The sequence below is a fragment of the Streptomyces boluensis genome (assembly GCF_009908195.1).
Taxonomy (GTDB): Bacteria; Actinomycetota; Actinomycetes; order Streptomycetales; family Streptomycetaceae; genus Streptomyces; species Streptomyces boluensis.
The window spans coordinates 1-4383 of sequence record NZ_JAAAHS010000519.1; the positions used below are offsets into that span (position 1 = coordinate 1).

The window sequence follows — 4383 nt, forward strand, 5'->3', positions numbered from 1 at the left end:
GTGCTGGGGGTGCGGAGGCCGGTGACAGGGCTGTCGTGCCGCTGCCGTTCAGCGGGGCGGGACCGATCCGGCTGTCCGCCACGGCCTCTTGAGGCACATCGAACCCCCTGTCCAACGGGATGCTTCCACGTTGCTTCCGCGTGCGTCCGCGATGCCGCGCACGGTCTGTTCAGCGCTGAACAGACCGTGCCATACCGCCTGCGGAGGAGGGAAGGAGTCGGCGGCAGATATGTCCGCACACAAGGTTGGGACTGCTTACGAGCCGGTGCCCTTCCCGCTCAGTGGGAACCGGATCCGCAGGCAGCCGTTGTGGTTCCTATCGCTCTGCCGCGTACAACTCTGCTATCTCCGCCGCGTACTTGACCTGGATCGGGCGCCGCTTGAGCTTCATCGTGGGGGTGAGCTCGTCGCCTCCAGGCAGCCAGTACGAGGGCAGTACGGCGAACCGTTTGATCTGCTCGACACGCGACAGGCGCGTGTTCCCCGCGTCGACGCCCGCCTGTACCTCCGCCACGATCCGCTCGTCGACGGCGAGGAGCGCCGGGTCCGGGTCCAGGCCGAACTGCGCCGCACGCGCCGCGGCCGTCGCGGGTTCGAGGGCGATGAGGGCGACGTTGTAGGGGCGGGCGTCGCCGACCGCCAGCACGCCGCCGATCAGCGGGGACGTGCTGATGATCACGTTCTCGATGTTGGTGGGCGACATGTTCTTGCCGGCCGCGTTGATGATCAGTTCCTTGACGCGGTCGACGATCCGTACGTAGCCGTCGTCGTCCACCGTCACCACGTCGCCGGTGTGCAGCCACCCGTCCTCGTCGAACAGGGCCGCCGTGCGTTGGGGATCGCCTCGGTAGCCCTTCATCCGGAACGGCGTACGGATGAGCAGCTCACCGCCGTCGGTCACCTTCGTCTCGACACTGGGGAAGGGCTTTCCGACCGTCGCGATCCGCGCCTGCTCGGGTGGTACGCCCGTCGCGAGGCCGCACTCCGACATGCCCCACACCTCGCTCACCGGCACCCCGAGCCGTTGCAGGAACGCGTACGCGTCGGGGGCGATCGCGGCCGCGCCCGACAGGGCCCAGCGCATCCGGCCGAGGCCGAGCCGGGTACGCAGCGTGGTCAGGACTGGCTCGGTGCCCGCTTCGACGGCTGCGGCCAGTTTCGGGTCGGCGGCCAGCATGTCCTGGACACCGAGGTGGAGCTTCTCCCAGATACGGGGGACGGCGGCGAACGTCGTCGGCCTGATCTCGGCCATCGCACGCGCCAGTCGACTCGCGTCGGCGAGGGTGACGACCTCCACGCCGTGCAGCATCGCGAAGTACTGGTTCAGGAACCGGTCGGCGACGTGGGCGGCCGGCAGGTACGACAGTGCGATGTCGTCGTCGCGCATCGGGAAGGCGCCGGCGATGTCCGCTGCCATGGCGAGCGCGCCGCGGTGGGTGTGCTCGGCGGCCTTGGGCGGGCCGGTGGTGCCGGAGGTGTGGATCAGGCACAGGACGTCGTCCGGGTCGACGGCCCGCCACGTCGCCTCGAAGTCGAAGTCGGGCCGCGGGTCCAGCCGCTCCAGGTCGCCGTCCTCGACGACGAGGATGTGTCTGACCGTGCCGGCGGCCGCCGCCTTCACCAGCTTCGTGAACTGCCGTTCGGTGACGATGACTTGGGCGCCGGTGTGGTTCAGCAGGTGGCCGATCTGTTCCACGGAGCTGGTGTTGTAGACGGAGAACGTGGTCGCGCCCAGATGGGAGGCGCCCGCCTCCGCCAGATGGAACTCGGGGCGATTGGTCAGCATCAGGGCGAGGGTGTCGCCGCGCCGCACGCCAAGGGCGGCGAGCCCGCCCGCGATGCGGCGGACGTGCGTGGCGTACGCGCCCCAGGTCAGCGCAGTGTCGCTGCCGTACGCGCGCAGCGCCACAGCATCGGGCTGCGCGGCTGCCGTGCGCTGGAACGCCTCCGGCAGGGTCCGGGGCCCTTCGGCGCCTTGCACGTGGTGCCTCCTTGCCTTCACCTGTGCGGACGGGGTGACACCGGCAGCAGCGGTCAGTCGGGCGGGGTGCCGAGCACGAGGCTGTACAGCTTTCCGTCGAGGCCGCCGGACAGGTCGTACGAGATGAACTTGGCCTCGGTGTACTCGTCGAGCGCGCCGGGTCCGCCCTCGCGGCCCAGACCGCTCTGCTTGACGCCGCCGAAGGGGTACTCGGGCGGTGCCAGATGCCAGTCGTTGATCCACACCATCCCGGATTCGAGAGCTTCGGCGACGTCGAAGGCGCGTCGCGCGTCGCGGCTCCACACCCCGGCGGACACCCCGTACTCACTGTCGTTGGCGAGGGCGACGGCCTCCTCGTCGGTGGTGTAGGCGAGGACCGCGACGACCGGGCCGAAGACCTCCTCGCGGGCGATCCGCATGTGCGGGCGGACGTCGGTGACGATCGTCGGCTCCACCCAGAACCCCCGCTCGAATCCCGGGCCTTGGGGCACCGACCCGCCGTACGCGATGGTGGCGCCCTCGCCACGGGCGCTGTCGATGTAGCCGAGGATGCGGTCGCGCTGGGCCGCCGAATGCACCGGGCCGAGGTCCGTGTCGTAGTCCATGGGGTCGCCGATACGCAGCGTCTTGAGGCGGTCGATCATGCGGGTGACGAAGGTGTCGTGCAGGGAGCGTGGCAGCAGCAGCCGGGTGCCGGACTCGCAGCCTTGGCCGCTGTGGGCGAGGAACGCGAACAGCGCACCGTCGACGGCGGTGCCCAGGTCGGCGTCGTCGAGGACGATGTTCGGGCCCTTGCCGCCGAGTTCGAGGGTGACCCGCTTGACGGTATCGGCCGCGCCGCGCATCACGGAGCGCCCCGTCTCCGTCGACCCGGTGAAGGCGATCTTGCGGACGTCGGGGTGCGTGGCGAGACGGGCGCCGACGCTCTCGCTCTCGCCGGTGACGACGTTCAGCGCGCCTGGCGGGAGCCCCGCGGCCTCGAACTCGCGGGCCAGCTCGAGCACCATCAGCGGTGCGTGCTCGTCCGGCTTGACGACGACCGTGTTGCCCGCGCCGAGCGCCGGGAAGATCTTCCAGACGGCCAGGGGCAGCGGGATGTTCCACGGCACGATCGCCGCGCAGACCCCGATCGGTTCGCGCCGCACTCGGCCCGAGGCGAGCACCGGGCCGACCAGCGGGCGCCGCCCTGCTCAAACTCGTAACGGTCCGTCAGATCAGCGAGATACTGCATGTGCGGCAGCGCCGCGCCGAAGTGCATCGGTTCGGCGAGCCGGATCGTCGCCCCGATCTCGCGGGCGTGCAACTCGGTCAGTTCGACTGAGCGTTCAGCGAAGCGGTCGGCGACCTTGCGCAGCACCGCGGCGCGCTGGGCGGGTGGGGTCAGACGCCAAGTGCCCTCCTGGTGCGCCGAGTTGGCGGCGGCGACGGCCCGGTCGGCATGAGCGACGTCACCGCGGGCGACGGTGGCGAGCAGTTCCTCGGTGGCCGGGCTGCGGATCTCGAAGTGTTCGTCCGCGTCGACCCATTCCCCGCCGATGAACATGCGGAAGTGTCCGACGGACGTACCGCGGTTCGTCTCTTGAAGGTCCGTCACTTCGCCTCTCCCGCCTGGTCCTTGACCGCGACCAGCTCGCGGTAGAGCGGGAATACGGGCTTGGCGGCGGGCAGCACCTTGAGGATCTTCGCGATGGGTCCGCGGGCGCGGGCCTCACCCTTCGCGAGGCCAAGGGTGGCGTTGTACTCGCCGCGCCAGAACCGGTTGCCGTTGTCCGCGGTCATGCTCAGTTGGATGTCCGCCGGCAGGTCGCTCGGACCCTCGATGATCTCGACGCCTTCGGCGTGCAGCCGCAAGGTGAGGGTGGCGGCCGGGTCACGGTACTCGACGCGCAGGGTCGCGCCGACGGCGCGCAGTCGCGGCCCGGCCTCGGGATGGTCGGAGGCGAGGCGGAAGGCCCCGCCGATGTATCGGTAGACCTCGGCGGCGTCGGCGAAGTACGGCATGGAGCACCTTTCCGGGGAAGTGAAGGCGACGGAGGTACGGGGATCAGGGCGCGGCCGGCGTCTCATGGCCGATCCCGCCCTCGTGGACGGATCCGTCCTTGGCAAGGACGGCGGCCATGGCCCGCTCGGCGAGTGCGGTGATGGTCAGGCTGGGGTTGGTGCCGGGGTTGTAGGGCACGGCGGAGCCGTCGGTGACCAGGAGGTTGTGGTAGCCGAAGGCGCGGTGGCGGCTGTCGATGACGCCGGTGTCGGGGCTGGTTCCGATGACCGCGCCGCCCAGGATGTGCGCGGTGAACGGGACGTTGAACGGTTCGGTGGCCCAGATCTGCGGAATCGCGTCGTACTTCTCGGCGAGCCGGCGTACGAACGCGTACATCTCCGGCAGGAAGGTGGGGTTGGGG

5 protein-coding genes are annotated in these 4383 nt (G+C 70.3%); all 5 read right to left on the reverse strand.

Annotation, left to right across the window (positions count from 1 at the left end):
• Positions 1–316: 316 nt before the first annotated feature.
• Positions 317–1981, reverse strand: a complete 1665-nt coding sequence (locus GUY60_RS35015) for an AMP-binding protein (protein ID WP_161705339.1) — start codon at positions 1979–1981, stop codon at positions 317–319.
• A 53-nt stretch (positions 1982–2034) separates the two neighbouring features.
• Positions 2035–3090, reverse strand: a complete 1056-nt coding sequence (locus GUY60_RS35020; RefSeq protein ID WP_312866540.1) for an aldehyde dehydrogenase family protein — start codon at positions 3088–3090, stop codon at positions 2035–2037.
• On the reverse strand, positions 2988–3575 hold the full coding sequence (locus tag GUY60_RS39610) for an aldehyde dehydrogenase family protein (protein ID WP_312866541.1): 588 nt from the start codon (positions 3573–3575) through the stop codon (positions 2988–2990). The genes GUY60_RS35020 and GUY60_RS39610 overlap by 103 nt, the downstream gene beginning before the upstream one ends.
• A complete protein-coding gene (locus GUY60_RS35025; protein WP_161705342.1) occupies positions 3572–3982 on the reverse strand; it encodes an SCP2 sterol-binding domain-containing protein in 411 nt (136 codons plus the stop codon). Before GUY60_RS35025 ends, GUY60_RS39610 begins: the two co-directional genes overlap by 4 nt.
• Before the next feature lie 43 nt (positions 3983–4025).
• Positions 4026–4383, reverse strand: a 358-nt coding sequence (locus GUY60_RS39615; RefSeq protein ID WP_223178773.1) for a GMC oxidoreductase, incomplete at its 5' end; no start/stop codon positions are given.

Bases quoted from the DNA above. Each gene is read 5' to 3' on its own strand.
- GUY60_RS35025 (WP_161705342.1), bottom strand. From the start codon at position 3,982: ATGCCGTACTTCGCCGACGCCGCCGAGGTCTACCGATACATCGGCGGG.